This is a genomic window from Marinobacterium aestuariivivens (assembly GCF_042661465.1).
Classification (GTDB): Bacteria; Pseudomonadota; Gammaproteobacteria; order Pseudomonadales; family Balneatricaceae; genus Marinobacterium_A; species Marinobacterium_A aestuariivivens.
The window spans coordinates 4530569-4554740 of the sequence record NZ_JBHSWE010000001.1 but is presented as its reverse complement, the minus strand read 5'-3'; the positions used below and the strand labels follow the sequence as shown (position 1 = coordinate 4554740).

Annotated in this window: 24 protein-coding genes and 1 pseudogene; 9 read left to right on the top strand and 16 right to left on the bottom strand. The window is 61.8% G+C overall.

The genetic code is table 11. From position 1 onward, the window contains the following. Window positions 1-271 precede the first annotated feature (271 nt). From ACFQDL_RS23860 to ACFQDL_RS23840, 5 genes are all read left to right on the top strand, one after another. Window positions 272-1069, top strand: a complete 798-nt coding sequence (locus tag ACFQDL_RS23860) for an enoyl-CoA hydratase/isomerase family protein (RefSeq protein ID WP_379911189.1) — start codon at window positions 272-274, stop codon at window positions 1067-1069. Further along, complete coding sequence (locus ACFQDL_RS23855; protein WP_379911188.1) at window positions 1066-3183, top strand: acetate--CoA ligase family protein; 2118 nt, start codon at window positions 1066-1068, stop codon at window positions 3181-3183. Before ACFQDL_RS23860 ends, ACFQDL_RS23855 begins: the two co-directional genes overlap by 4 nt. Continuing rightward, complete coding sequence (locus ACFQDL_RS23850) at window positions 3176-5254, top strand: 3-hydroxyacyl-CoA dehydrogenase NAD-binding domain-containing protein (RefSeq protein WP_379911187.1); 2079 nt, start codon at window positions 3176-3178, stop codon at window positions 5252-5254. The genes ACFQDL_RS23855 and ACFQDL_RS23850 overlap by 8 nt, the downstream gene beginning before the upstream one ends. Window positions 5255-5258: 4 nt before the next feature. Next, on the top strand, window positions 5259-6464 hold the full coding sequence (gene pcaF / locus ACFQDL_RS23845) for a 3-oxoadipyl-CoA thiolase (RefSeq protein ID WP_379911186.1): 1206 nt from the start codon (window positions 5259-5261) through the stop codon (window positions 6462-6464). Between the two features lie 122 nt (window positions 6465-6586). Further along, on the top strand, window positions 6587-6985 hold the full coding sequence (locus tag ACFQDL_RS23840) for an acyl-CoA thioesterase (RefSeq protein WP_379911185.1): 399 nt from the start codon (window positions 6587-6589) through the stop codon (window positions 6983-6985). Window positions 6986-7231: 246 nt separating this feature from the next. Here the strand turns inward: ACFQDL_RS23840 and ACFQDL_RS23835 are convergent. The 12 genes and pseudogenes from ACFQDL_RS23835 to ACFQDL_RS23780 all read right to left on the bottom strand — a co-directional run bounded on the left by ACFQDL_RS23835 (window position 7232) and on the right by ACFQDL_RS23780 (window position 16353). After that, window positions 7232-8139: pseudogene (locus tag ACFQDL_RS23835) on the bottom strand (catechol 2,3-dioxygenase). Between the two features lie 18 nt (window positions 8140-8157). Further along, entirely contained in the window at window positions 8158-8532 is a 375-nt protein-coding gene (locus tag ACFQDL_RS23830; RefSeq protein ID WP_379911184.1) for a 2Fe-2S iron-sulfur cluster-binding protein, read from the bottom strand. Beyond that, the gene (locus ACFQDL_RS23825; RefSeq protein WP_379911183.1) at window positions 8501-9295 is read right to left on the bottom strand and encodes an FAD-binding oxidoreductase; all 795 of its coding nucleotides are present in this window, start codon (window positions 9293-9295) and stop codon (window positions 8501-8503) included. The genes ACFQDL_RS23830 and ACFQDL_RS23825 overlap by 32 nt, the downstream gene beginning before the upstream one ends. Then, window positions 9289-9519, bottom strand: coding sequence for a 2Fe-2S iron-sulfur cluster-binding protein (locus ACFQDL_RS23820; RefSeq protein WP_379911182.1), 231 nt, complete (start codon window positions 9517-9519; stop codon window positions 9289-9291). The genes ACFQDL_RS23825 and ACFQDL_RS23820 overlap by 7 nt, the downstream gene beginning before the upstream one ends. Before the next feature lie 33 nt (window positions 9520-9552). After that, window positions 9553-10041: an anthranilate 1,2-dioxygenase small subunit gene (gene antB, locus ACFQDL_RS23815; RefSeq protein ID WP_379908187.1), complete on the bottom strand. Its 489-nt coding sequence runs from the start codon at window positions 10039-10041 to the stop codon at window positions 9553-9555. A gap of 3 nt (window positions 10042-10044) precedes the next feature. Then, complete coding sequence (gene antA / locus ACFQDL_RS23810; protein ID WP_379911181.1) at window positions 10045-11439, bottom strand: anthranilate 1,2-dioxygenase large subunit; 1395 nt, start codon at window positions 11437-11439, stop codon at window positions 10045-10047. A gap of 97 nt (window positions 11440-11536) precedes the next feature. Beyond that, window positions 11537-12379 carry a SphA family protein gene (locus ACFQDL_RS23805; protein WP_379911180.1) on the bottom strand — a complete coding sequence of 281 codons (843 nt, stop codon included), beginning with the start codon at window positions 12377-12379 and terminating at the stop codon, window positions 11537-11539. 106 nt (window positions 12380-12485) lie between these two features. After that, window positions 12486-13022: a flavin reductase family protein gene (locus ACFQDL_RS23800; RefSeq protein WP_379911179.1), complete on the bottom strand. Its 537-nt coding sequence runs from the start codon at window positions 13020-13022 to the stop codon at window positions 12486-12488. Between the two features lies 1 nt (window position 13023). Continuing rightward, a complete protein-coding gene (locus ACFQDL_RS23795) occupies window positions 13024-14265 on the bottom strand; it encodes a styrene monooxygenase/indole monooxygenase family protein (RefSeq protein ID WP_379911178.1) in 1242 nt (413 codons plus the stop codon). A gap of 54 nt (window positions 14266-14319) precedes the next feature. After that, on the bottom strand, window positions 14320-14763 hold the full coding sequence (locus ACFQDL_RS23790) for an SDR family oxidoreductase (protein ID WP_379911176.1): 444 nt from the start codon (window positions 14761-14763) through the stop codon (window positions 14320-14322). Continuing rightward, on the bottom strand, window positions 14763-15011 hold the full coding sequence (locus ACFQDL_RS23785) for an SDR family oxidoreductase (RefSeq protein ID WP_379911175.1): 249 nt from the start codon (window positions 15009-15011) through the stop codon (window positions 14763-14765). The genes ACFQDL_RS23790 and ACFQDL_RS23785 overlap by 1 nt, the downstream gene beginning before the upstream one ends. Before the next feature lie 106 nt (window positions 15012-15117). Then, the gene (locus ACFQDL_RS23780) at window positions 15118-16353 is read right to left on the bottom strand and encodes a dienelactone hydrolase family protein (RefSeq protein WP_379911174.1); all 1236 of its coding nucleotides are present in this window, start codon (window positions 16351-16353) and stop codon (window positions 15118-15120) included. A gap of 313 nt (window positions 16354-16666) precedes the next feature. Here ACFQDL_RS23780 and ACFQDL_RS23775 point away from each other — a divergent pair, with 313 nt between their 5' ends. Both ACFQDL_RS23775 and ACFQDL_RS23770 read left to right on the top strand, forming a co-directional pair. Next, window positions 16667-17671 carry an AraC family transcriptional regulator gene (locus tag ACFQDL_RS23775; RefSeq protein ID WP_379911173.1) on the top strand — a complete coding sequence of 335 codons (1005 nt, stop codon included), beginning with the start codon at window positions 16667-16669 and terminating at the stop codon, window positions 17669-17671. A gap of 10 nt (window positions 17672-17681) precedes the next feature. Next, window positions 17682-18872, top strand: coding sequence for an adenylate/guanylate cyclase domain-containing protein (locus tag ACFQDL_RS23770; RefSeq protein ID WP_379911172.1), 1191 nt, complete (start codon window positions 17682-17684; stop codon window positions 18870-18872). 95 nt (window positions 18873-18967) lie between these two features. On the opposite strand, the gene ACFQDL_RS23765 is transcribed toward ACFQDL_RS23770, so the two are convergent. The 4 genes from ACFQDL_RS23765 to ACFQDL_RS23750 form a co-directional block, all read right to left on the bottom strand. Further along, window positions 18968-19459 (bottom strand): DUF934 domain-containing protein, encoded by a 492-nt coding sequence (locus tag ACFQDL_RS23765; protein ID WP_379911171.1) that lies wholly within the window; start codon window positions 19457-19459, stop codon window positions 18968-18970. Then, window positions 19456-21138 (bottom strand): nitrite/sulfite reductase, encoded by a 1683-nt coding sequence (locus ACFQDL_RS23760; protein WP_379911170.1) that lies wholly within the window; start codon window positions 21136-21138, stop codon window positions 19456-19458. The genes ACFQDL_RS23765 and ACFQDL_RS23760 overlap by 4 nt, the downstream gene beginning before the upstream one ends. A 106-nt stretch (window positions 21139-21244) precedes the next feature. Next, window positions 21245-21379, bottom strand: coding sequence for a hypothetical protein (locus ACFQDL_RS23755; protein ID WP_379911169.1), 135 nt, complete (start codon window positions 21377-21379; stop codon window positions 21245-21247). Continuing rightward, window positions 21376-22644 carry an aminotransferase-like domain-containing protein gene (locus ACFQDL_RS23750; RefSeq protein WP_379911168.1) on the bottom strand — a complete coding sequence of 423 codons (1269 nt, stop codon included), beginning with the start codon at window positions 22642-22644 and terminating at the stop codon, window positions 21376-21378. Before ACFQDL_RS23750 ends, ACFQDL_RS23755 begins: the two co-directional genes overlap by 4 nt. 95 nt (window positions 22645-22739) lie before the next feature. Between ACFQDL_RS23750 and ACFQDL_RS23745 the strand changes: the two genes are divergently transcribed. Continuing rightward, window positions 22740-23159 (top strand): 4Fe-4S binding protein, encoded by a 420-nt coding sequence (locus ACFQDL_RS23745; RefSeq protein ID WP_379911167.1) that lies wholly within the window; start codon window positions 22740-22742, stop codon window positions 23157-23159. Further along, window positions 23051-24097, top strand: a complete 1047-nt coding sequence (locus tag ACFQDL_RS23740; protein WP_379911166.1) for a 4Fe-4S dicluster domain-containing protein — start codon at window positions 23051-23053, stop codon at window positions 24095-24097. Before ACFQDL_RS23745 ends, ACFQDL_RS23740 begins: the two co-directional genes overlap by 109 nt. The last annotated feature ends 75 nt before the right edge of the window (window positions 24098-24172 follow it).

The following is a 24172-nucleotide window of genomic DNA, read 5'->3' as shown; positions in this document are numbered from 1 at the left end:
CTTCAGACACCTCCCCAAGGTGCGCTCCAGGCCTTGGTGCAGGTTGCCGTGCCCCTCCCCCGACCCGGTCTCTAACTTTTTGTTAGCGCTGGCGGCAGCTTTACTCATTTGCACCTTGGAGTCGTAAATTCAAGAATGATTCGTGGGATGACTGGACGGTTAAACGACGATAAGCGCTCTATTTTGTGAATTGGCTGTTCAGACAGTCAGCCCGATATCCCGATCTCGAATAACACTTGAATCAGTTTTACTGAAAAACAAGAGGCCCGCCATGAGTCAAGACGCTCTCATCGAATATCAGCAGGAAGGTGGTATTGCCATTCTGACCCTCAACCGGCCGGAAAAGCGCAACGCCATGAGCGATGCCATGCGCGCTGAACTGGTGGAACATCTGGAGAACCTGCGTCGGGACCGTAGCGTCCGCGCACTGATCGTCACCGGGACCGGCAAGGGATTCTGCGCGGGCGGCGATATCGCCGGTATGAAAACACGTATGGAAGCGGACCCGGCCACCGTCGGCTTCAATGGCTGGGAGCGTCAGCAAGGCGTCCATTACGCCGCCAGCTTGCTGCTCAACCTGCCGATTCCCACCATCGCGGCTGTCAACGGTGCAGCGGCAGGCCTCGGGGCCGACCTCGCACTCTCCTGCGACTTTGTCGTGGCTGCAAGCCCCGCCACCTTCACCTGGGCCTATATCGCCCGCGGCCTGGTACCCGATGGTGGCGGCATGTACTTTCTGCCGCGCCGGGTTGGTCTGGCCCGTGCCAAAGCACTGATTTTCAGCGGCCGTCGCGTCAGCGCCGAGGAGGCACTGGAGCTCGGCATCGCCGACAGTTGCTGCGAGGCGGATGCACTCCTGGAAACGGCCATGGAGATGGCGAAGGAAATGAGCAGCGGCTCGCGCACGGCAACCGCCCTGACCAAATCGATCATCAATCACAGCTACGAAATGACCGATCATCAGGTATTTGCCGAAGGCAGCAAGGCCCAGGGCATCTGTTATACCTCTCAGGAACATCGCGCTTCGGTTCAGTCCTTCCTCGATCGCGCAAAGGAGGCAGGCAAATGAAACAGCTGGACGCACTACTCAACCCAAAAAGCGTTGCTGTAATCGGCGCCTCGGCCGACCCTACCAAAACCTCCGGTCGGCCGGTGTCATACCTTATCAAGCACGGTTTCAGCGGTGCAATCTACCCGGTCAACCCGAAAGCTGCCGAGATTCAGGGTCTGACCTGCTATGCCGATGTCGAAGCGCTACCGGAAGCCCCCGATGTGGGCCTGGTGCTGCTCAACGCCAAACGCAGCGTCGCGGCTGTCCGCTCCCTCGCGAAACTAGGTTGCAAGGCGGCCGTCGTCCTGGCCAGCGGCTTTGCCGAGGCGGGTGAGGATGGGCAGGACCTGCAGGCGGAACTGAAAGAAGCCGCAGGTTCCATGCGCATCCTCGGGCCGAATACCATCGGTCTCGTCAACCTGTCCGCAGGTATACCGCTCTCCGCCAGCGGTGCGCTCGAGGTCAGCGACCTGCCCGCCGGCCATGTCGCCGTCGTATCCCAGAGTGGCGGCATTCTCGGTGCCCTGCTCTCCCGTGCGGCCGGCCGCGGTATCGGCCTCTCGTCGCTGATTTCCACCAGCAACGAGGTGGATCTCGAGGTCAGCGACTTCATCGACTACCTCGTGGACGACGAGAACACCAAGGTGATCGCGCTGTACCTGGAAAGCATCCGCAATCCGCAGCGTTTCCGCGAAGTGGCTATCCGTGCCCGTGACGCCGGTAAGCCGCTCGTGGTGTTCAAGATCGGCCGCTCCGAAGCCGGTGCCAATGCCGCCAGCTCCCATACCGGCGCACTGGCCGGTGAAGACCGCGTCTACGACGCTTTCTTCCGTGAACTGGGCGTCATTCGTGTCAACACCTTCGATGAATTCCTCGACATTCCGGCGGTGCTGGTTGCTGGCCGCAAACTGGCTGGCCGCCGTGTTGCTGTTCTGACCTCCACAGGTGGTGCCGGTACGCTGATCGCGGATAGCCTGGGTGTAACTGATTTTGATACTCCTGCGCCTGATATCGACACCGCCGAGAAGCTGCGTGCACTTCAGGGTGATACACCTACCGCACTTGACCGTAACCCGATCGACGTGACCTTGGCTGGTCTGCAGCCCGATCTGCTGCGCCAGGCGATCCGCATCCTGCTTGAGAGCGACAGCTATGATGCTCTGGTCGTGATCATCGGTTCCTCCGGCCTCGCCATGCCCGACCTGGTTGTCAGCGCCATTCAGGACTGTCTGAGCGTTAACGACAAGCCGGTACTGGCGTATGTCAGCCCCTACGCACCGGATACACTGAAGCGGTTGAACAGTGGCGGTATTCCTGGGTTCAGCTCACCGGAAAGCTGCAGTGCCGTACTCGAAGCGCTGTACTTTACCGGACAGCCGTTACTTTCCAGCGCATCTGCGGCGCCCGGCGTTCAACTTCCCAACCTGGAAACTCTGCCAGGCGGATCGTTGGACGAGGCATCAGCCAAGACCCTGTTCAGTCAGGCGGGGATCAAGGTACCGCAGAGCAAGGTTGTCACCACCCGTGATGAGGCCGTACAGGCAGCGCGTGAGTTGGGTGAGCCGGTCGTTCTGAAAATCATGGATGCCAACCTGCTGCACAAAAGTGATATCGGTGGCGTAGCGCTGTTCCTGAACGCTGACACCATTGGTGAGCGTTTCGATAAAATGATCGCCGATGTTGAATCCCATATCGGTCGCTGCCCTGACCAGTTCCTTGTCGAAGCAATGATCGCCGGCGGTCATGAGCTGATTCTTGGTGCCAACCGTGATGCTCTCGGTACGGCACTCCTTCTGGGTGCCGGCGGTGTCACCGCTGAGCTGTTCAAGGACACCGCGCTTTGCATGTTGCCTGAAACGGGTGCGCTGACGCTCGATCAGGCCAGGGCGATGATGCAGAAACTCACCACCTGGCCTCTGCTTGATGGTTACCGTGGCTCAGTTCACCGCGATACTGAAGCACTCGCCCAGGCGATCGTGAATTTCTCTGCGCTGATCATTGCGCTGGGCGATCGTGTTGTCACGTCGGAAATCAACCCGCTGTTCGTTCTGCCTGAAGGTCAGGGCGTAGTTGCTGCCGATGCAGTGCTCGTGCTGGATGAGAAGAGCGCAGGAGATAGATCTGATGGATGAACCACAAACCGGCGGCCAGGTTCACCTTCAGCGCGAAGGGGATATCGCGGTCATCACCCTCGATAATCCCCCCGTCAACAGCAGCACAGACGCAGTACGAAGGGGCATTCTGGCGGCACTGGCCAAGATCGAAATCGACCAGACACGTGCGGTCGTGCTGACGGGCGCCGGCCGTAATCTGATGGCCGGTGCCGATCTGCGCGAACTGGAAAACGAACCGACGGAACCGACCCTGCCCCAAGTCACGGCAGCGCTGGAATCCTTTCCCGTACCCGTTATCGCCATCGTCAAGGGCCATACCCTTGGCGGTGGGCTGGAACTGGCGCTGGCCTGTGACGTGCGCCTGGCGACGGCCAATGCCACCCTCGGCCTGCCGGAAGTCACCGTCGGTGTTATTCCAGGCGCTGGCGGCACCCAGCGTCTGCCGCGCGCGGTCGGCCTGTCCACTGCGCTCGAGATGATCGTTACGGGCAAGCCTGTCAAAGCGGACATGGCGAAGGAGCTCGGGCTTGTCGATCAGCTGCTGGCCGCCACTGACGCGGACGCCCACTACGCCGAAGTCCTGGCCTTCGCCCGCGACTACAGTGGCGGCAAAAAGCCATTGAGCGCCCGCCCGGTCGCCCCCGCCGACCGGGCCGCACTGGAAGTGCAGGCGCAAAAACAGGTCGCCCGCGCCCGTGGCCTGCCGGCCGCGGCCGTGGCGGCGAACGTGGTCCTCGCCGCGGGCGAACTGAGCTTCGCCGACGGCATCGCCCAGGAACGCGCCCAGTTTCTTGCCCTGCGCGGTAGCGAAGCGGCAAAGGCTCTGCGCTATCTGTTCTTTGCCGAGCGGGCCGAACCCTTCGTGCCGCAGCAACCGGTGCAGCCACGCGCACTCGAGCGCATCGCCGTGATCGGTGCCGGCACCATGGGCAGCGGTATCGCGCTCTGCGTATTGAATGCTGGTTACCGGGTCGATCTGCTCGAGCTTAACCCTCAGGCTCTCGAGGCCGGGATCAACCGGATCAAGAGCGAGCTGGAAGGCGACATTAAACGTCAGCGTCTGAGCACTGAAAAACGCGACGAAATTCTGGCCCGGCTGAACCCGACTCAGGATATCAGTGATCTTTCAGGGGCAGACCTGGTGATCGAAGCCATCATCGAGGATCTGGAAGTCAAACGCTCGCTGTTCAAATCCCTTGCCAGCGTGGTCGGTGAGGGCACCCTGCTGGCGACCAATACCTCCTACCTCGATATCGACCAGATCATGGCTGATGTGCCCAATCCAGAGCGTACACTGGGACTGCACTTCTTTAGCCCGGCCCACCGCATGTCGTTGCTGGAAGTGGTGCGTAGCGGATCGACCAGCGATCAGACACTCTGCACGGCACTGAAATTCGCCAAGCGCCTTAAGAAAAAGGCGATTGTCGTTGCCAACACCTGGGGCTTTGTCGGGAACCGGCTCTACGCCGCCTACCGCCGCCAGTGCGAGTTCCTGCTGGAAGAAGGCGCCAGCCCCGAACAGATCGACGCCGCGCTCGAGGCCTACGGTTTCGCCATGGGGCCGTTCAAGGTCGCCGACATGTCGGGGCTCGATATCGCCTGGAAGATGCGCCAGCAGACCGCCGACAGCCGTCACCTGCGGCGCTATGTCGGCATTCCGGACCTGATCTGCGAAGCCGGACGCCTGGGGCGCAAGACCGGCAAGGGCTACTACCGCTACGACGACAACCGGCCGCAGTCCGATCCGGACGTCGCCGCGATCATCGCCGGCTACCGCGCGGATCAGGGCATCGAGCCAAAGGCCTTCAGTGCCGAGGATATACAGCAGCGCGCTTTGCTGGCGCTGATCAACGAGGCCCTGCTGCTGCTCGGTGAAGGCGTCTGTCAGCGTCCCGAGGACATCGATATCGCCCTCGCGCATGGCTACGGTTTTCCGCGCTGGCGTGGTGGCCCGGTCTTCATTGCCCGCCAGATGGGGCCAGACGCACTCAATGCAGCCCTCGACCGGCTCGTCGCCGTCAGCGGCAAAGGCCAGGAACGGGGCGATGCAACCCAGATAACCCTCGACGCCAAGACTGCTCAGGAGTGACAAGATGACAGACGCTTATATTTGTGACGCGATCCGCACCCCTTTTGGCCGTTTCAACGGAGCCCTGTCATCGATTCGCACCGATGACCTGGGCGCGCTGCCAATCCAGGAGTTGATGAACCGCAACCCGGGGCTCGACTGGAGCCTGATCGACGATGTGATCTACGGCTGCGCCAACCAGGCCGGCGAGGACAACCGCAACGTCGCCCGCATGTCAGCCCTGTTGGCGGGCCTGCCGATCACGGTACCCGGTTCGACGATCAATCGCCTGTGCGGTTCCGGCCTCGACGCCGTCGGCAGCGCCGCCCGTGCCCTGCGCTGCGGCGAGGCACAGCTGATGATCGCCGGCGGGGTCGAAAGCATGAGCCGCTCCCCCTTTGTACTGGCCAAGGCCGATAAGGCGTTCGCACGTAATCAGCAACTGGAAGACACCACCATTGGCTGGCGCCTGGTCAACCCGAAAATGAAGGCGCTGCACGGTGTCGACGCCCTGACGCTGACCGCCGAGAACGTGGCCGAAGAAGAAGGGGTGTCGCGCGAGGACCAGGACGCCTTCGCCCTGCGCAGCCAGCAGCGCTGGCAGCGGGCCCAGGAAGCCGGCTTCTTCGCCGGCGAGGTGATGGAAGTCAGGGTCCAACAGCCGCGCAAGCCCGATCAGATCGTCACCCAGGACGAGCATCCACGCCCGGATACCTCCCTGGACGGACTCGGCGCCCTTAAAGGCGTTGCCAGGGAGGGCGGTACCGTGACCGCCGGTAACGCATCCGGCATCAACGACGGTGCCTGCGCCCTGCTGATGGCGAACCCTGCGGCCGTGGAACGGCACGGGCTCACCCCGCGTGCCCGGGTCGTCGCCATGGCCACGGCCGGCGTCGCCCCAAGGGTCATGGGCATGGGCCCGGTTCCGGCGGTGGAAAAAGTGCTGCAGCTGACCGGCCTGAGCCTGGGGCAGATGGACGTGATCGAGTTCAACGAGGCCTTTGCCTCCCAGGCCATTGCCGTCTGTCGGCGCCTGGGGCTGCGGGACGACGACCCGCGGGTCAACCCCAACGGCGGCGCCATCGCCATCGGCCACCCGCTGGGGGCGTCCGGCGCGCGGCTGGTCACCACCGCCCTGAATCAGCTGGAACAGCAGAAGGGACGCTACGGACTCTGCAGCATGTGCGTCGGCGTCGGCCAGGGTGTGGCCCTGATCATCGAACGGCTCTGATCCGGCTCCCGCGCCGCTGCGCGCGGCCCACATAAAATAGGAATCAGGGTCGATCCCTCTGACCCGACTGAGAAAATATTGCTCAGTCGGGTTCACTGACACTGCGATCTGAGGACAGCACCATGCCGCCCTATTTCGAAGCCTCGATCAAGCCACGCTTCAGTGAAACCGATATGCGCGGCCATATCAACAACACCGTGATACCGGTCTGGCTCGCGGATGGACGGGCGGCGCTGTTTCGTGAGGAACTCGGATCCCGGGTACCGACCATGGTCGTCAACCTGAACGTCGACTTCAGCCGCGAGCTCCACTGGGGTGCCCTGGTGACGGCGCGGACGGCCGTGGAAAAGATCGGCAACAGCTCCATCCGCTTCGTCCAGGAACTCTGGCAGAACGAACAGCGCTGCGTGCAGGCACGCACTACCGTCGTGACGCTGGACATGGAGACCCGCAAGCCAGTCCGCATACCTGATCGCGAAAGATCCCTGCTGGCTCCGTACCTGATAACGGATGAAGGCTGATGTTGTTCGTGATTAGATTCCAGGACTTAGGCTCCACGTATATCCGTGGAACCGCTTACGCCTCTAACCGAAAGAGTAAGGCTGCTGTGTCCTGTAGATCTGTTGAGTCAAAGCCTTCCATGAAGATGTCATACCTCTCGACTCCCGTAACGGGATAGGCATCGCGGAAGCCCTGTATGCGGGCGAACCGGCTCAGGTCGCTAAGCATTCGCCCGCGGAGCGGGCTCCACAATGCCCTCTGCCAACTCAGGTCAACGCGGTCAGGAAGCGCTCGTTGAGCTGGCGGTCGTGGTAGAAGATCGCCTTGCCGAGCTTGTCCGCGTCCCAGGTGATCGGCGGATGATCCGGATAGAAGGCGTCGCCGCCGCAGAACACTTCGTTGCGGTTGCCGGACGGGTCGAAGAAGTAGATCGTCTGGCCGTGGGTGATGCCGTGGCGGGTCGGGCCGATGTCGATCGAGGTGTCGGTCATCGAGATCAGGTCGCCGGCCCGCAGCACGTCCTCCAGGTCTCGAGGAAGAAGGAGGCGTGGTGGAATTTGTTCTTCTCCGGATGCTTGATGAAGGCGATATCGTGGGCCTTCATCGACACGGTGAGGAACTGGGCGACACGGTTGCCTTCGGGGTCGACCACCTGTTCGCACAGATCGAAACCGAGCACCTCGTTGAACAGCTTGTAGGTGCCATCGATGTCGTCACCGTAGAGCAGGCAGTGGTCGAAGCGCTGCGCCTTCATGCCCTTGAGGTCACGCGGCCAGGCTTCCGGATTGTGATTGCCGATGCCGTAGCGGCCGGTCTGCTCCTTCTCGGCGAACAGCTCGAACGAATGGCCGGTCGGCGCTACGAAGCGGATACGGCGACCGCAGCCATTGAGCTCGCCGGCCGGGATCTGCTCGACCGCGCAGCCGTACTCGACCAGCTCTCCGTGCAGCCGCTCCAGCACTTCATCGTTGAGCACCTTGAACGCCATAAAGTCCATGCCCGGCGCATCGGCCTCGCGCAGCACCACCGAGAACCTGTCGACCTCGGTCCAGCCCTTCAGATAGACACGGCCCTGGCGGTCGGTGTCGACTTCGATCAGCCCCATCAGGTCGCGGTAGTGGGCGACGGCTTCGTCGATGTCCAGGACGCGAATCTGGACGTGGCCGGGTCTCATTACACCTTTTTTCATCGCTTATTCCTCGTTGTTATTGTCCGGTTCCGCGGCGTGCTGCCTCGGATCCTGATAGTGGTCGGATTCGATCACCAGATCGCTGCGCGCAAAGATGCGGCAGGCCAGCACGATGCCTTGTGCCTCGTCCTGCTCGCTGATATGCGCCCGACTCATGCGCTTGCTGTCGTAACGGCCATCCAGCACCCGGATCCGGCAGCGTCCACAGCCTCCGCCGCGACAGCCAACGTCGATGGTCCGGGCACCGGACGCTTCCATCGCAGCCAGCAGGGTCCGGTCCGGCCGGGCAGCAAAGCTCTGCTGCCGGTTGTCGACCCGGATGCTGAAGCCGGCTGGCCGCGGGGGATCAGCTGGCCGAGAACTTCTCGTAGTGGACATCGCTGTTATCCATCTCGCGCTGATCGAGCCAGCCCTTGACCGCGTCCACCATCGGAGGCGGACCGCAGAGATAGGCATCGACTTCGCCACCGTTGAAGTGATGCTCCTCGAACAGGTCGGTGACGACACCGACCGGCCCCTGCCAGCCCTCGCTCGCCTTCATCACGATGCTGTGATAGCTGAAGTTCGGCAGCTGCTCGGCGTACTTCTGAATGCGCTCCATCTCGCACAGATCGACGACCTGGGTGACGCCGTAGAACAGCGTGACCGGCAGGGGACAGCGTGCCGGGTCCGCCGCCATCTCATCGAGCATGCCAAGGAAGGCCGCCAGCCCTGTACCGCCGGCCACCAGGATCAGCGGGCGCGTTACCTTGTGCAGATAGAAAGCGCCGAGCGGCGCCTTGAGGCGCAGCTTGTCGCCGGGCTGGGCTCGGTCGCGCAGGTAGTCGCTCATCACGCCCTGGGGCAGCAGCCGGATCAGGAACTGCAGCTGGTTGCCGTCATTGGGCTTGCAGGCGAAGGAATAGGAACGCCACTCGTCGGTGCCGGGCACCTGGACGTGGGCGTACTGCCCCGGCAGGAAGTCCAGCTGGCCAGCCCTGGCTCCCGCGTCGATATGCACGATGGCGGCCGATTCGGAGACGATTTCGACCTCCTTGACGATGGCTTCGATCTCTTCGGGACCGGCACTGGTGCAAAGCGTCGAGTCGAAGTCGAACTTCACCGCACAGTCGGAGGCGACCCGCATCTGGCAGGTCAGCACGCCCCCTTCTCGAGATCGGCTTCGCTCAGCGCGTCCTCGTCGACGTACTCCAACTGGTAGTCACCGGACTGGCAGGTTCCCTTGCAGGTCGCGCAAACGCCTTCACGGCAGTCGACCGGGATGGTGATACCCTGGCGCAGGGCGGCATCCAGCACGGTCTCGCTGGCGTTGACATCGATAAAATGGGTCCGTCCGTCGCTGAAGTTCAAGGCTACTTTATACATTGGGCACCTCCTGGGTACTTGAACGCCGCCCGCTTAGACGTGATAGAAATCCAGTACGTGACGGATCTTGTCGTTCAGCAGGATCGACTGCTTGCGACGGATCTTCCAGCTGTCGCCGTCCGGGCGCAGCCGGTACTCGGCACGGCCGAAGAAGGCTTCGGATTCGCCGAAGCGATAGAAGTGGGTCACCCAGTTGACCTTCACCTGCCAGGTACCGTCCTCCTGCTCTTCGCCCTGAACGTTGCTGATCAGGTGCAGGGTGCGCGGCATCGGGCTGCAGGCCGCCGACTTGCCGGTACGGATGCGGTAGACGCGATCCTCGAGGCCGGCACGATCGGGGTAATAGATCAGCGACATCTCGCGCTTCGGATCGGTGGTATGCACATGCTCCGAGTCCCACTGCGGGATATGGAACTCGCTGTCCTCGTCGAACTGCGCCAGATATTCATCCCACTGCTGGCGGTCGCAGAACTCGGACATGCGATAGAGAAACTGCTCGATACTGGTCAGTACGTTGCTCATCGCTTAGTCCTCCTGTTCCTGCTGCAGCTTGGCGTCCAGCCCCTTCAGCAGATAGCGCTGCCAGTTCGAGTGCTGGTTGACGTAGAGCCCCTCGTGGGTGAACTCGGTACCGGTAATGGCCGGATGGATCCCCAGGGCTTCGGTATTGGCCGTCGGCTCGCGGGTCCACTTGTCGCAGCCGCGGGAAATGTCGTTCCAGCGCTCCAGTCGAGCCTCGAAGCCTTTCTGCGCTTCGCGGAATTCGACCAGATCGTCCGGCGTGCCCATGCCGGATACGTTGAAGAAGTCCTCGAACTGGCGGATGCGGTTTTCCCGATCGGCGTCGGACTCGCCCTTCACGCCCAGGCAGAAGCTGTGCACCTCTGTCTTGTTCCAGGCCTGCGGCCGCACCACGCGCAGCTGAGAACTGATCTGATCCATGAAGAACAGGCTCGGATAGATGTTCAGGTTGCGCAGGCGATGCATCATCCACTCGGCGCGTTTTTGACCGTATTGCTCGACCAGACGCGGCATCACGCTGGCATAGCCCGGACGCACTTCGGGGTTCGGCATGTCGCTGAAGAGAATGGTGTGGCCGTTGTCGAAGGCGAACCAGCCGTCGTCGGTCTCCTTGTCGCCGGCGCCGAGCTTGCTGTAATCGAGCGTCTTCTTGCTTTCGCCGTTCTTCTGCGCTTCCTGCTGCTGCCGGTACTGCACGGTCGCCACATAGTTGTAGTGCACGGTGCTGACGTGATAGCCATCCAGGCCGTTCTCGTTCTGCAGCTTCCAGTTGCCGTCGTAGGTGTAGGACGAGGAGCCCGGCAGCACTTCCAGCTCGCCGCTTTCGGACTGGGCCACCATCATGTCGAAGCCGATACGGGCGTCGCCGAGGAAGTCCTCCAGGGACTGCTCGCTGTCGGTATTCAGGTTGATGAAGACGAAGCCCTTGTAGCTGCTGATCAGCGCCTTGCGCAGGTTACGGGTCGACTTGTCGAAATCCTCCGGGTACTCACCCGGCGCCTTGACCTTGACCAGGCGGCCATCGGACTTGTAGCACCAGGCATGGAACGGGCAGGTGAAGGTTGACTGATTGCCGCGGCAGACGCGGGTCAGAGTGGCGCCGCGATGCTGGCAGGCGTTGATCAGCGCATGCAGTTCACCCTTGCCGTCACGGGTGATGATCATCGGCTGGCGGCCGGCCTGCAGGGTGAAAAAGTCGTTCGGGTTCGGAATCTGGCTTTCGTGACAGGCGAAGATCCAGGTGTTCTCGAAGATCAGTTCCATTTCGAGATCGAACAGCTCGCGATCGGTGAACATCTCGCGGGCGACCTTGAAATGGTTCTGTTGCGGACGGAAGTCCACCCAGCTCTCGATCTTGTCGCGCCACTCGGTCAGCGCTTGCTTGTTATTGTCGCTCATGGTTTGAGTCTCCGCTCACAGTCTCTATTAGCTGGCCTTATATGTTCAGGAAGAACGGTACGCCGCGGGCGCAGGGACGCGCAGGAGCGGTGCATGTTCAAAATGGAATAATGGTTTTTATCCAGAACGCCTCGCCTTCCGGCCTGTTCTCGACGGCCATCTCCTTCTGGTATTTGGCTGAAAAGAAGAAGCCCTTCCCATTGTCATATTTGATCGAAGGCCCTATCGCAAACGCCTGCCCCTCGTTGCCGATATCGACGCCGTTCAGCTTATCGCCGGTCGTCTGCTTGTAGGCGTACCCGCCGACACCGACGACCCAGTTCGGATGCACGCCGTAACCGATGGAGTAATCGACATGCAGCTCCTGACCGGATTGATAATCGGTGTCCCCGTTCTCGAAGTTGTAGTCGTACATCAGCTTGACGCCCCAGTTGAGGCCGGCCGGGTCGATACGGGAGGCGGCATAGACCGCCTGCACCGCCCAGTAGTTGCGACCGATATTGGCGAGCTGACCGACCTTGTAATCCCCCGTCGGCGCGAAGATATCGAAGCCGACGGCGCTGTGCAGATTGGCGTTGTGGTGGTAGGCGAGCGCCGCGGTCAGGTCGAGGTCGCCGATGCCGCTGTTGCCGTCGTTCAGGCCGTTGACCGAGACATCGAGGTCGACCAGCGGCAGCAGCGCCGCGGCCACGAGCTGGCCGCCGAACAGGGTACGGTCGGTGACCCAGAGCAGGCGCGGCGCCACCACGTCGGCCCGCAGCTTGAAGTCGATCGGCAGGCTGTCGCCATTATCGTCGTTGAAGTCGTCCGCCGCGTAATGCTCGGCGTAAATCAGCGGATAGACGCCTGGCGGTGGCAGCGCGCCCACCAGGTAACTTTCCGCGCCCATCGGATAGTTGGAGCCGCCGCCTTCGGTCGCCTGGACGTCGAGATGCAGCAAACTGGCTGCAAGTCCGGCGAGGACGCAGCTATGAACTTTTTTATCATCAGTCGGGTTTCCGTTTTTTGTTGTTATCGAGCGGGCCCCGGACGGGGCCCGGTCAGGTTCAGGCGCAGAGCTGCTGGAAGCCGCCCTTGTAGAACAGCAGCGGCTCGCCGTCCGCCTTGCTGAACGCCAGCACCCGACCGACGATCAGCAGATGGTCGCCGGCAACGCGGGTGAACTCGACGCGGCATTCCAGCTGCGCCAGGGCGTCATCGAGCAGCGGCACGCCGGCGTCATTCCGGCGGTGGGAGACGCCGGCGAACTTGTCGTCGGACGGCCGGGCGAACTGCATCGCCAGCGCGTCCTGCCGGTGTTCGAGGATATTGACGGCGAAATCCCGCCCCTCGGCGAACGCCAACAGACTTGGCGATTTCAGCGCCAGGCTCCAAAGAATCAGCGGCGGATCCAGCGACAGCGACGAGAAGGAGTTGGCGGTGATACCGATCGGCTCACCCGCTTCGGCGCCGGTCGTCGTCACGACGGTGACGCCGGTGGCGTACAGGCCGAGCGTATTGCGCAACTCGCGACTGTCAAAGGCCTGGACCTCAACAGTCTCCTCGGAACGGATGGCAGTGGTCGGTGCATTCATGGTGGTCATCTCAGGCCCCCTTTTTCAGCTGTTCATTGACGAAGTGGTTGCAGGCGTCCGCATCCAGCCACCAGGGCATGAAATCGGTCGGATCGTTAAAGCCGTTGGCGATGCTCGAGGCCAGCGCCGGCGACTGCTGCGCCGCACCCAGCAGGTTCAGAATGTGCTCCGGCGGCGGTAGCAGCATGCTGTTGGTCCAGGTGACCACATCGCGGGCGTAATCCCAGTAGGTCTCGAAGGTGGCCTGCATCCAGTGATCGTCGAACGCTTTGTCGCCCTGCGCCTTGATCGCTTCCAGATAGACAAGGCTGCACTTGGAGGCGTTGTTGGAGCCCTGGCCGGTGATCGGGTCGTTGACCACCAGTGCATCGGCAATGCCCATGATTTTGCGTCCGGAGGGCAGCGTTGCCACCGGCTTGCGTACCGTGGGCGGGAAGCGACCGGCGATGATGCCGTTGGCATCCGTCAGCTCGATGGATCGGCAGCGATCGACCTCTGCCGGCGCGAAGGTCCTGACGATCTCCAGGCTGCGAGCCAGATGCTCCTGCGGCGTTTTGACATCCTGCCAGCAATCCATCGGACCGCCCGGCACACCCTCGAACACCATGATCTCGCAGGGGCCGCTTACGGTCAGTGCCGGGAAGCTGAAGTACTCGCCGACGCCCGGAATCAGATTGAACGCGACACGGGAGAACGGCTCCATCGGCGCCATGCCGTGCACGTAGGTCAGTGCCAGTGCGCGTTGCGGCTTGTCGAAGGTAGAGCGCTCGGCATCACGCTCGAACAGGCCGACGATGTCGCCCTTGCCGGCCGCTATCAGCACCAGGTCGTAGGCCCTGGCCAGCGCCTCCAGCACGTCGACATCCACATCACGGATCTGCAGATCGCCACCCAGACGCACGAACTCGTCCATCCAGACCGGCATCTTGATACGCTGGTCCACCGACTGTGCCGGCTTGTCCAGGCGTGCCGCCCACTCGATCAGATGACTGCCGGGTTTGGCCGGATCCGGCACCCGCAGGCCGATCCCCTCCACCGGCGGACAGTCGCTGTCCCAGTAGTTGACCCCCAGATCGCGTTCGTTCTGCAGTGCCATATCGAACATGCACTGGCTGGACATCACCTTGCCGGCCTTGATCTGCTCGCCGGTCCGGTTGGACAGGATGGATACGTCATAACCCGCCTTGAGCAGGCCGATACCGGTCTGCAGGCCCGACTGGCCCGCGCCGACGATTGCGATTTTGCGTGTCATAGGATGACTCTCCTGATCTGTTTTTCTTGTAATGGCCTTGGGCCTGGTGTTGGGTTATTCCGCCAGTTTCGGGATGGCGGGTTCCTGCTGCTCCGGCCCAAGGGCGGAGTAGCCGCCATCGACGGCATAATCGGCGCCGGTCACGAAGCTAGCTTTCGAAGAGCAGAGGAACAGCACCACCTCGGCGACCTCCTGCGGATTGCCAAGACGGCCGAGCATATGGAAAGGTGCTGCAACGCGATCCGCCTTTTCGCGGTTACCGCCGCTGACCTCACCGATAACGCGGGACCAGGTCCAGCCCGGCGAGACCGAGTTGACACGGATACCGTCCGGTGCAAAATCCAGCGCCATGCTGCGGGTCAGGTGCTTCATCGCCGCCTTGCTGGCCGGGTAGATCCAGCGTCCGGTCTGCGCCGCCTGCGCGGAGATGCTGGTGAAGTTGACGACGGCAGCGCCCTCGCTCGCGTTCAGCCAGGGGCGGGCGAACTTGGCCGCCATCACGGCGCTGACCAGATTGATATCCAGTGCCTTGTGCCAGTCGTCACGGGGGAGTCCGCCCCCTCGTCGATATAGCTGCACGCCAGGTTGACCAGATAGTCGATGCCACCGAACTGCTCCGCCGTCTGTGTGGCGGCGGCCTGCAGCTGGGCGTCATCGGTGATATCGGTTTCAATGAACAGCGCGGCTGCGCCCAGCTCATCGGCCAGCTTCGCACCACCGGCAGCATCCACGTCGAGGATCGCCACCCGGCGCCGGCGGCGACAAAGGCTTTCGCCACCTCGGCACCGATCAGTGTGGCACCGCCGGTAATCAACGCCGTGCGCTTCTCAAGAGTACTCATGATCAACCTCCTCAATCCTTGCCTTCGCTGCTGGGCCAGTTACCCATCAGCTCGTTGGAGGGCAGGGTTTCGTCCAGCAGCTTGGCGGCGGTTTCGCGACCGGCGACCGGCAGACCTGCCGGGTCCAGCACACCGAGTTGCACCAGCACCGACGCCTGATCCCAGTAAATATGCTCGTGGTAGAGCTTGTCGCCGCGGAACTTGACCACCGCCACGAACGGGATCTCCACATAGCGACCGGTGGGCGCAATGCCCGGCACCAGCCAGTCGATCTCGCGATCGTGGGTGAAGCAGAACAGCAGCTCATCGACGATCTGGGTATCACCGATGGTGCGGGAAATCGGGATCAGCTTGGTATCGGGCGGGTTGGCATCGACAAAGTGGTTCTTGTAGAAGCGGTACAGATTCTTGTAACCCACGCCGCCGGTCAGGGTCGGGATATGGTTGACATAGGGTTCGGCCACCATGGTCGCCATGGTATCGGCGACATTGCGGGTGTCGAATTCGTACTCGCAGTGCTTGTCCCAGAGGGCAGAGAGGTCGTAATGCGGCCCCATCGCCTTGCGAAAGGCCGTCACAGAACGCTGGTGCGCCATCAGTGCAGACGGCTTGTGATAATGCTCAGAACCTGCGCGGGCGAAGGCGTGATCGACACCGGGATAGAGATAGAGCTCGACATTGTCCTGCCCTTGCAGCGCGGCATGAATCTGCTCGCGTTGCTCAGTCGGGCAGTACTCGTCGTTTTCGGCGAAGTGCAGCACCAGCCGGCCCTTGATATTGGCCGCCTCGTCGAGGTGGTCCTGGATACCCATGCCGTAGTAGCCGACAGCCACCTCGACATTGCAGCGGCAGGCCGTGAGATAGGCCAGCCGCGCGCCGAGACAGAAACCCAGGGCGCCAACCTGGCCGCTGCACTCGGGACGGGCCCGCAGCGCTTCGACGGCCGCATCGATGTCCGCAATGCCAAGATCCTGGTCGAAGCCCTGGTAGAAACCGAACGCCTTCTGCCAGTCGTCGGGACCGTAGCCGAGCTCGACACCCGGCTCCTGGCGCCAGAACAGGTCCGGCGCCAGCACCACGTAGCCCTCCTCGGCGTAGTAGTCGGCGATGCCGCGGATGGTATCGTTGATGCCGAAAATCTCCTGCAGCAATACGATACCCGGCCCGCTGCCCGATGCCGGTACCGCCAGATAGCCCTTAAATGATCCGCTGCCATCCTTTGCCATGATCTCGATGGATGTGCCCATGCTCGTCTCCTGGTGTTGTTCTTGGTATCGGAGACTTCATCCTAGAGATGCCCGTGAGCGCGAACGATCCGGAAAGTGCGGCGACTATCCGTTCAGTGCAGGAATAAAATTGCAAGCATCCAGATCAAGGAAAGTGATATGTATACTGGATGCACCCAACAAGCCCAGCCCCCTGTGCGTCCATGCACTTGCAGGATAACGGCCAGGGATGGCCGGAATAACGATTTTGCAGGAGCCTCAATCGCTGAAGTACATCCTTGTACAGATGGCCGCCTAGGCGCCCGGTGACTCATAACGATAAGAAGAAAAAACCATGTCCGCATATAACACACTGCCCTCTTGGCTGCGACGCGCACTGCTCGACGACAGCAATCGACTGGTATTCAGTTCCCGCGAGCCCGACGAAACAGAGGAGCGGGTCTCCGAAGCGTTCAAACCCCACCGGCTTACGACAGCCGGCGCTTTAGATGCCCGCATGCACTCGGTATCCTTGGGTCAGGTCTCATTCAATCGCCTGAGCTACGGCGCCGAGGTGCAGATCGACCCCGAGCGGCTGGAACAGTTCTACCTGATCCAGATGCCACTCAGTGGTCGGGCCGAGATTCTGCTGGACAAGGACTGTGTAAGCTCTACTTCCACGGTGGCGTCGATTCTTAATCCCACTGCCGCGCTGTCCATGCGCTGGAGCGCGGACTGCGACCAACTGATGCTGCGCATCGAGCGCGAAGCGTTAGAGCTCGCCTGCAGTCTGCACCTTGGCCATCCGTTACGTACCCCGCTTTGCTTCAACGGCGCACTACAATGGCTGGACGATCCGAACTGGAACAACCTGATTGTCTATTTGGCCCGGTTGTTGAAAGAGTCCCCCGATGCGCCCAGTCAACCGCTGATCGCCGGGCAGCTCGAACAGCTGATCATCAGCACCCTGCTGTCGGTCCAGCCCCACAATTATTTCGACGAACTCCATCAGAGCGACCGCTGCCTTGCACCGCGCCATGTGAAAAAGGTCGAGGAATATATCGAGGCCCATGCCGATGAACCGCTGACGCCAGCGCAGTTGGCCGAATACGCCGGCGTCAGCGTCAGGACGCTGCATAGCGGCTTTCACGATTTCCGCCACCAGGGCCCGATGGAATATCTGCGCACTGTCCGGTTGCAGAAAGTGAAAGCTGCTCTGGAGGAACCGGGCGAGAGCCGTTCGGTCACCGAGATCGCCCTGAGTTGGGGCTTCAGCCATATGGGTCGTTTCAGCCAGGAGTACCGCAAGGCGTTCGGCGAACGGCCGAGCGAAACCAAGCGAAAGTTCGCGGATAATTGAGGGACTGAGCATGCCACCATTTCCCGATCAGCTGTTTGCAGGCTCCCCGGTCGTTCGCGTGGGGACGGTAACGCTCGTCGCCACGAACGACCCTCAGACGCAACGCGAGAAGTTGGCCCGTATCGTACTGGATTCCATGTATCAGTTCGTGGGCCTGCTCGATGCCGACGGCATTATGCTGGAGATCAACCGGGCAGCGCTGGAGGGCGCCGGTATCCAGCTGGAAGAGGTACGGGGAAAACCGTTCTGGGAGGCCCGATGGTGGGCGATCTCGGAAGCCTCCCGCACCCAGTTGCGTAATCTGATCCTTCGGGCAAGCCGTGGGGAGTTCGTGCGCCAAGACTTCGAAGTCTATGGCAGGGAAGCCGGCCGGGAAATGATCACCGTCGACTTTTCTCTGCTGCCGGTGAAGGACCACAACGGCAAGGTCGTTTTCCTGCTCCCTGAGGGTCGGGACATTACCGAGAAGAAGCGCGCCGAGGCCGAGGTTGCAAGGAAGAACAAGGAGCTACAACGACTTCAAGCCGCCACAGAAAAAGCCAGGGCGGTGTCGGAACAGCTACTGCTCAATATACTGCCCTCCCCCATTGTCGAACGTCTAAGGACGCGCTCCGACCATCCTGACGCCAGCGTTTCGGATATTATCGCCGACAGCTTCCACGAAGTGTCAGTGCTGTTCGCGGATATCGTGGACTTCACCAAGTTTTCTTCAGGTATGAGCCCTGAACAACTGGTGGCATTGCTCAATGAGCTCTTTACTGAATTTGACGGCATTACCGACGCCCATGGACTCGAGAAGATCAAAACCATTGGTGATACCTATATGGCTGCCGCCGGACTACCGATTCCCGTCGCAGACCACGCGACAAGAACGGCAGGCACCGCACTGGATATGATGGATGCCCTAGCACGATTCAACACATGCCATCACTATCGACTGCAACTGCGTATCGGCATCCATAGCGGTGCCGTGGTGGCAGGCGTCATCGGCAAACGCAAGTTCATATATGACCTGTGGGGCGAGACTGTAAACACGGCCAGTCGTATGGAGTCCCATGGTGTGGCGGGGAAAATTCAGTTAACCGAAGCGACCCGGAACAAGCTGGGCGGAGGTTTTCTTTTGCAGGAGAGAGGTGCGATCGACGTCAAGGGCATGGGGGAACTGCACACCTGGTTTTTAACCGGCAGGAGCCTTGATTAATTCCGAGGAGCTTATCAATCTCGCTTGTCTTGCCGTCCCTCCCAGGGCAGACCCATCGTCGATGGGTCTGCCATTGAATTAACCTAGCGCAAAGACTAGCCCCGTCGTCGGAACAGCGGTTCAGGGCTCAACACCGAGCGAGCATAGATCTGATCGAAGCCGGCAAGACCTTTCAATGCGTCCTCGGCCGAGCGGTCGTCACGGACGGCGAAGGAGCTGAACCCGCAGTGGCGCATCGCCGCCAGCTGATCGCGCAGCACGTCACCGACCGCCCGCAGATCCCCCTCGAAACCCAGTCTCGCGCGCAGCAGATAGGCCTGTGTATAAGCCCTGCCGTCGCGAAAGCTCGGAAAGGTCAGCGCAATAAGTTCAATCCGATCCAGCCAGGGCAGCAGGACCTCCGGATCATCATCAGGATGCAGCAGGACACCGGCGCCGACTCTTGCGGTATCCGGCAGCATTTGCCAACGCGCCAGCGACAGTATCCTGTAATCCGCCACCGCCGAATCGTTTTCGTCTTCTATTTTCCAGGGGTCGCGCTCGACGACCATCGCCTCTTCGTTGACGAACTTGATCAGGTTGTTCATGCGCCGGCCTCCTCCACCGTGCGGTTCCGGCCGTAGACCCCCTCCTTGAATGGCTGCAGGCCGACCCGATCGAGGGTGTCGATGAAGACCTCCTCGGCCTCGCGGTATTGCAGGTAGATCGCCAGCAATCGGTCGATCGTATCCGGCACGTCCCCGGCGCGGACCGAGGGTCCGATCACCTTGCCGATCGCACTGTCCTTGCCCTGGGCCCCGCCGATGGTGATCTGAAAATACTCCTCGCCCTTGCGGTCGACACCGAGGATGCCGATATTGCCGATATGATGGTGTCCACAGGCATTGACGCAACCGGAGATATTGAGGCTGATATCGCCGAGGTCGTGCAGATAATCGAGGTCGTCGAAGCGGGCCTGGATCGCCTTGGCCACCGGCAGCGAACGGGTGCTGGCCAGGCTGCAGTAGTCGCCGCCAGGGCATGAAATCACATCGGTCAGCAGGCCGACATTGGGGGTCGCCAGGCCAATCTCCTCCAGTGCCTGCCAGACGAGGTAGAGGTCACCCTTGCGGATATCCGGCAGCACCAGGTTCTGCTCGTGCGTCACGCGGATCTCGCCGAAGCCATAATGGTCGGCCAGGTCGGCGACGGCGCGCATCTGAACTGCCATCAGATCACCGGGGGCGGCGCCCTCTGTGGGCTTGGTCGACAGCACGACGGATGTATAGCCAGCGATCTTGTGGGTCCGGGTATTGGTCTGCGTCCAACGGGCAAAGGCCGGATCCCGCGCCAGCCAGGCACCGTACTCCGGATCCAGGGCATCGAGTCGCAGGTAGTCCGGTGATGCAAACCCCTCGGCGACCCGCTCGTACTCCTCGACCGTCAGTTCGCCCGCGCTGTCGCGGATCTGTTCCCATTCACGCTCCACCTCGGCTGCAAAGGCTTCGACGCCCAGTGACTTGAGCAGTATCTTGATCCGCGCCTTGTATTTGTTGTCGCGACGCCCGTAGCGGTTGTAGACCCGCAGCACCGCCTCGACGTAAGTCAGCAGGTGCTGCCACGGCAGTGCGTCGCGTACCGCCTCGTTGAGGATCGGCGTACGCCCGAGACCGCCACCGACCATCACGCGCAACAGCATCTCGCCATCCTTGCCGCGATAGAGATAAAGACCGATATCGTGCGCGCGCAGGGCGGCACGGTCGGTCGCGGACGACGAAATGGCGATCTTGAACTTGCGCGGCAGATAAAGGAACTCGGGATTGACCGTGGACCACTGCCGCAGAATCTCGGCCAGCGGGCGCGGGTCCAGCAGCTCATCGTCGGCAACGCCGGCAAAGGCCTCGGTGGTGATATTGCGCACGCAGTTGCCCGAGGTCTGGATCGCGTGCATCTGCGAATCGGCCAGCAGTTGCAGAATATCCGGTACCTGCTCCAGTTCGATCCAGTTGAACTGGATATTCTGCCGCGTGGTGAAATGGCCGTAACCGCGATCGTACTCTTCGGCGATCCGGGCCAGTGTCCGCAGTTGCGCCGACGATAGCGTGCCATAGGGAATCGCCACCCGCAGCATATAGGCATGGCGCTGCAGGTAGAGCCCGTTCTGCAGTCGCAAAGGCAGAAACTCCTCTTCGCTCAGCTCGCCGTTGAGACGCCGGGCCACCTGATCGCGGAACTGTTCGACCCGCGCCTGCACCAGCGCACGGTCGTACTCATCGTATCGGTACATGCTGTCCGCTCCTGATTTTTTCAAGTTGTAAAGCCGCCAGACTAAAGAGGCTGGTATAGAAGGAGCAGGCTCAAAAAATTTAAATTCGACCGGTACAGATTGCCCATCAAGGGCCCAGAAGCAGTTCCGGCAGCCGACCCAGCGCCTCGACCCTGCGCGCATCCCAGGGATGCGCGTAGCTGATACGCAGACAATTGCGGAACTGTCCGGAAACCGAGAACAGCGGACCGGGCGTGATCACCACGCCCTGCTGCAATGCCGCCGGGTAGGCGGCGAGGGTATCGACTGCCTTGGGCAGCTCCAGCCAGACCGCCAAACCGCCGAGTGGTGTACTGACGCGAATCTCCCCGGCCAGGCGTGCAAGGACGCGATCAGTCGGTCCCGCTGCGTACGCAGCTCGTTGCGCTGTCGGCGCAGATGGGCCGCATAGCTGCCGTCTTGCATAAAGTCGGCAACCCCCTGCTGCTGATAACGGCTGCTGGCCAGCTGCGTCACCAGCTTCAGGTGCAGGATCTTCTGATGCCAGCGCGCGCCGGACACCCAGCCCAGGCGCAGGTCCCGGGACAGGCTTTTGGAAAAGGAGCTGCACAGAATCACGCGGTCGGCGCCATCCAGCGCTTTCAGTGGGTCGGGCACCTGGCCAAAGGCGGTATCGGCATAGATATCGTCCTCGATGATCGCCAGGTCATGCTGGTCGGCCAGCGCCAGCAGGCGCTTTCGCGCCTCTTCTGGCATCAGGGCTCCGCCCGGCGTGGCAAAGGCCGGCGATACGACGCAGGCCCTGATGTCCCAGCGCCCCAGCGCGGCCTCCAGCGCATCGATGTCCATCCCCTGATCGCTGGAGCTCGGCACCTCGATCACCTGCAGCTCCAGTTGTTCCAGCAGCTGCAGCACACCGTAAAAGCCCGGCGACTCGACGGCCACGATGTCGCCGCGCCGACAGCAGGCCAGCAGCGCGAGGAAAAGCGCATGCTGGCAACCCGAGGTGATACAGAGCTGCTCGGGCAGCACTGTCCAGCCGCGGCGCGCTGCATGCAGCGAAAGCTGTTCGCGCAACGCAGGGTCGCCCGCCGGCGCATCGTAGTACTGGTGATCGTCGCCCTTCTGGCGGCGCAGTGCCCGGCCCAGGGCCCGATTCAGCGCCACTATCCCTGGCGGCACCTCACCGGCATGCAGATCCGGCAGCAGGTCGAAGGCCGCGCTGCGGCGCATGATATCGAGAAACAGCTCGCTGACCGTTACCGGACGGGGCGCGTCGACCTGTGTCCGGCTGCGCGGCGCCCTGATCGACCGCGGTTGCAGGGTGACGAAATAGCCGGCCTTGGGCCGTGCCTCGACCAGTCCCTGCGCCTCCAGCCGCTGCAATGCATGCTGTACGGTGGCCTTCGACAAACCCTGCTGCTCGCACAGCGTGCGAATCGACGGCAGCCGTTCGCCAAGCTGCCAGCGCTGTTCCCGTATGCCCTGCAACAGCCAGCTTTCCAGCTGTTGATAACGATGTTCCATCGATTCTGTCCCTATCGTAATTATTTTTTTATACCTGATCCTATTCAAATCACCAAGGTAAGCTGCGCCCAATTTCCCACTTACGGACCGCTGCCATGGAAAAAATCGACGTTGTGCAAGACTATACGCCTCCGTTTGCGCAGGACGGCAAATTTCATGTACGCCTCACCGAAGGGCGTTTCCAGAACTGGCGCCGACTGACCAGCTGGCCGCTGCTGGCGCTGTTTTTCGGCCTGGCCTGGATACAGATCGACGGTCAGCCCTGGCTGCTGTTCTCGTTCGAGCAGCGACGCATCCACCTGTTCGGTAGCGCCCTGTCCTGGCATGACCTGCCGCTTCTGGCCGGTCTGATGATCGCTGGTGCCAGCCTGCTGTTCTTTCTCGCCGTGGCCTGGGGACGCGTCTGGTGTGGCTTCGCCTGCCCGCAGAGCATCTGGACCTGGCTCTTCATCCGCATCGAGCAGCTGACCGAGGGCGCGCCAGCCAGCGCGCCCGCCAGGAGAATCAGCCGTTAACGGGTGGACTGCTGCTGCGCCGTATCACCAAGCACGGGCTCTGGATCCTGCTGGCCACCGCCACCGCCGTCACCTTCACCGGTTATTTCGTACCGATCCGCGACATCGTTGCCGATGCGGTGAATCTCGACATGTCGCCCGCGCTCTGGGGCTGGATTGTGATCATGGCCGCGTTGACCTACGCCAACGCCGGGCTCGTGCGCGAGAAGATCTGCCTGCACGCCTGCCCCTATTCCCGCTTCCAGGGCGTGATGTTCGACCGGGAAACCCGCACCGTCAGCTATGATCAGGGCCGCGGCGAACCCCGCGCGAGCCGTCGCAATGCCGGCCCCGACAGCGGCGACTGCGTCGACTGCGGACTCTGCGTTCAGGTCTGCCCGACCGGCATCGACATCCGCGACGGTTTGCAGGCGGCCTGCATCGATTGCGCGGCCTGTATCGACGCCTGCGACGACGTCATGACAAAGCTCGAACGCCCGACCGGGCTGATCCGCTTCGCGTCCGAAGCCGAATTCGCCGGCGAAAAGTCCCGCCTGCTGCGTCCCCGTCTGGCCGGCTACGGCGCCGTGATTATCGCAGCCATCGGCGGCGTACTCTGGGGCTTTGCCGGCACCACCGAACTGCTGGTCGAAATCCGCCGGGATCGCGGCGCCCTCTTCACCCAACTGGATGAACATACCGTCTGCAACAACTATCGCGTCAAGGTCGAAGGTTTTGCCGAAGAGCAATCGCTTATCAGCGTCTCGGTTCAGGGACCGGGCCGGTTCAGGCTGTTCGGTGCCGAAAGCATCGACCTGAACGAAAGTAATTCGACCTGGCTGCCGTACCGCGTATGCGGCGTCGATATCGAACAACCGCGTTCCGCGTTGACGTTCAGTTTCACGGGTCAGCAAGTCTCGGCTTCCAAGGAAACGACCTTCCTGACCCAACGCAAATAGACAAGCGGGACTTTTCTGATGCACGAAACAACGTTGCTTTTGGCTCGCTTCCAGTTCGGCTTCACAGTCTCCGCC

Coding starts and splice junctions, on each gene's coding strand:
- ACFQDL_RS23860 (WP_379911189.1), top strand. CDS start 272: ATGAGTCAAGACGCTCTCATCGAATATCAGCAGGAAGGTGGTATTGCC.
- ACFQDL_RS23855 (WP_379911188.1), top strand. CDS start 1,066: ATGAAACAGCTGGACGCACTACTCAACCCAAAAAGCGTTGCTGTAATC.
- ACFQDL_RS23850 (WP_379911187.1), top strand. CDS start 3,176: ATGGATGAACCACAAACCGGCGGCCAGGTTCACCTTCAGCGCGAAGGG.
- pcaF (WP_379911186.1), top strand. CDS start 5,259: ATGACAGACGCTTATATTTGTGACGCGATCCGCACCCCTTTTGGCCGT.
- ACFQDL_RS23840 (WP_379911185.1), top strand. CDS start 6,587: ATGCCGCCCTATTTCGAAGCCTCGATCAAGCCACGCTTCAGTGAAACC.
- ACFQDL_RS23830 (WP_379911184.1), bottom strand. CDS start 8,532: ATGTCCACTACGAGAAGTTCTCGGCCAGCTGATCCCCCGCGGCCAGCC.
- ACFQDL_RS23820 (WP_379911182.1), bottom strand. CDS start 9,519: ATGTATAAAGTAGCCTTGAACTTCAGCGACGGACGGACCCATTTTATC.
- antB (WP_379908187.1), bottom strand. CDS start 10,041: ATGAGCAACGTACTGACCAGTATCGAGCAGTTTCTCTATCGCATGTCC.
- antA (WP_379911181.1), bottom strand. CDS start 11,439: ATGAGCGACAATAACAAGCAAGCGCTGACCGAGTGGCGCGACAAGATC.
- ACFQDL_RS23800 (WP_379911179.1), bottom strand. CDS start 13,022: ATGACCACCATGAATGCACCGACCACTGCCATCCGTTCCGAGGAGACT.
- ACFQDL_RS23795 (WP_379911178.1), bottom strand. CDS start 14,265: ATGACACGCAAAATCGCAATCGTCGGCGCGGGCCAGTCGGGCCTGCAG.
- ACFQDL_RS23790 (WP_379911176.1), bottom strand. CDS start 14,763: ATGGCGGCCAAGTTCGCCCGCCCCTGGCTGAACGCGAGCGAGGGCGCT.
- ACFQDL_RS23780 (WP_379911174.1), bottom strand. CDS start 16,353: ATGGGCACATCCATCGAGATCATGGCAAAGGATGGCAGCGGATCATTT.
- ACFQDL_RS23775 (WP_379911173.1), top strand. CDS start 16,667: ATGTCCGCATATAACACACTGCCCTCTTGGCTGCGACGCGCACTGCTC.
- ACFQDL_RS23770 (WP_379911172.1), top strand. CDS start 17,682: ATGCCACCATTTCCCGATCAGCTGTTTGCAGGCTCCCCGGTCGTTCGC.
- ACFQDL_RS23765 (WP_379911171.1), bottom strand. CDS start 19,459: ATGAACAACCTGATCAAGTTCGTCAACGAAGAGGCGATGGTCGTCGAG.
- ACFQDL_RS23760 (WP_379911170.1), bottom strand. CDS start 21,138: ATGTACCGATACGATGAGTACGACCGTGCGCTGGTGCAGGCGCGGGTC.
- ACFQDL_RS23750 (WP_379911168.1), bottom strand. CDS start 22,644: ATGGAACATCGTTATCAACAGCTGGAAAGCTGGCTGTTGCAGGGCATA.
- ACFQDL_RS23745 (WP_379911167.1), top strand. CDS start 22,740: ATGGAAAAAATCGACGTTGTGCAAGACTATACGCCTCCGTTTGCGCAG.